Raw genomic sequence first — 1715 nt, 5'->3', positions numbered from 1 at the left:
TGCCACGAGCAGTGTAAAAGGACTTGTGTATTTAGTGGCTGTTAAAAAACCACCCTTTGCAAAAATAACCTAAAACACCCTCAAAATGTGAAAATTCACCCCTCAGAAGGCATTTTTGACCTTGAGAATGCCTTGGAACCTCAGTCTGCTAACTCCATATAGTGCTGAGACTCTGATTCTGCCCCTGAATCCACAAAATAGAGCAAAAAAAGAGACTCCGTGGGGATTCTGAACAGATTCCCCACAAGAACAGACATGGTGATAGAAGACAACGTCGTCTCCGGCAGTTTAGTCATGATAAGACCGGCACCATAGCAGTGCTTATCTAAGCTGAAGAAGCGCTCAACCTCGATTCTATCGACATTGTCCTGGTATTCTTCCTTTGTTGGCTTCTGTTTCTCTTTTGGCGGACGCCCTAAGCGAGGCCCGGACATGCGAATTCCACGCTGCTTGCAGAACTCTCGGTTTGTGCGAGTGCGATAAATCTGATCGACCAGCACCTTCGTAGGATAATGGCCGGTACGGGTTTTATACCGTTCCACTGCATCAGTCAGAATGCCGCCTTCATTGTAAGGGTCGAATGACAGCTTTTCCATCCGGGCATGTCCCTTTTCATCAATGCTCACATCGTACTTGGCGCCAAATTCTACCGGTGCCTTGACCTTGCCGCGTACAATGGGCCTCAGATGGGGCTGACGCAGGCTGACAATCCTATGCTCGATTCGATGTGTCTTGTGGTCATACATGTACTTCTGCTGCTCATACAGCTTCTGAATGGTCTGGTACAACTGCCGATACTTGTCCGGAAGCTCATAGCCTGCCGCAAGGTACTGTTCGATATAGCGCATATCACGGGCAAGATTGAATAACTCCCGCCGAATCTGCATTCTGACAGCTTTTGCAGACCTTTTCTTGGACTTTGCCAGCTTCAGATAGTCCTTTCTGGCGATTTCCCGGTAAGTCCTTGGCTTAGCCCAGGGATGATAGGTATCATTGAAATAGTCAATCATCCCCTCCAGATGCTCCCTGGCTTCATTGAGAAGCGAGAAATCCTGAGGATACCGGATATTCGAAGGAGAACAGGTCGCATCCAGAATCAAGGTCCCCATATTGTCGGGGAGAGCAGTGCCATCGGGCACCTCCAACTTATCCTCCCTGTGTTCCGGCGTTACATCAGACGCTGCCAGAATCATTTCATTGACTTCCATAAGGAACTCAGGTGTGAATCTCTTTCTAAAATACACCATAGCAGAGTAGGTGAACGGGCATTCAGACTGAAAAGATGGGAGCCCAAGGAAATACTGATAATATGGGTTTTCTGCAATGAGCTCACATAATTTCCTGTCAGAAGCTCCGGTTGCCTTCTGGATAATATATGCGCCAAAGGCAATACGAAAAGGAATTCCCGGACGTCCTGTTTTAGAAGGGAACTGCTCAGCATAGAGCTCTTCGTACTTGCTCCACTCAAGAGAGTCCGCCAGCTGAACCCATCTGTTGTCGGAGGAAAGCTGGAGCCCACCCGGCTGATTGAAGTCAAAAATAGAAATTTGCTGGTACTGGGGAGTGAGTTTATACATGAATAGAGCTCCTATGTGCAAAGAAAATCTGGGGATGCTAAAATTAACTATGCATATATTATACAATATTACATGTTAAATCTCAGTAGTTATCTAATATATTCTATCATAAATAGTTATTCAGCATGCACTATTTAC

Annotated in this window: 1 protein-coding gene; it reads right to left on the bottom strand. The window is 46.3% G+C overall.

The genetic code is table 11. From position 1 onward, the window contains the following. Positions 1-140: 140 nt before the first annotated feature. Positions 141-1577 (bottom strand): IS5 family transposase, encoded by a 1437-nt coding sequence (locus M3200_RS00825; protein WP_022381645.1) that lies wholly within the window; start codon positions 1575-1577, stop codon positions 141-143. Positions 1578-1715 lie beyond the last annotated feature (138 nt).

The sequence above is a fragment of the Dialister sp. CAG:357 genome (genome assembly GCF_000435155.1).
GTDB classification, from domain to species: Bacteria; Bacillota; Negativicutes; order Veillonellales; family Dialisteraceae; genus Dialister; species Dialister hominis.
This window is presented reverse-complemented; position numbering and strand designations above follow the sequence as displayed.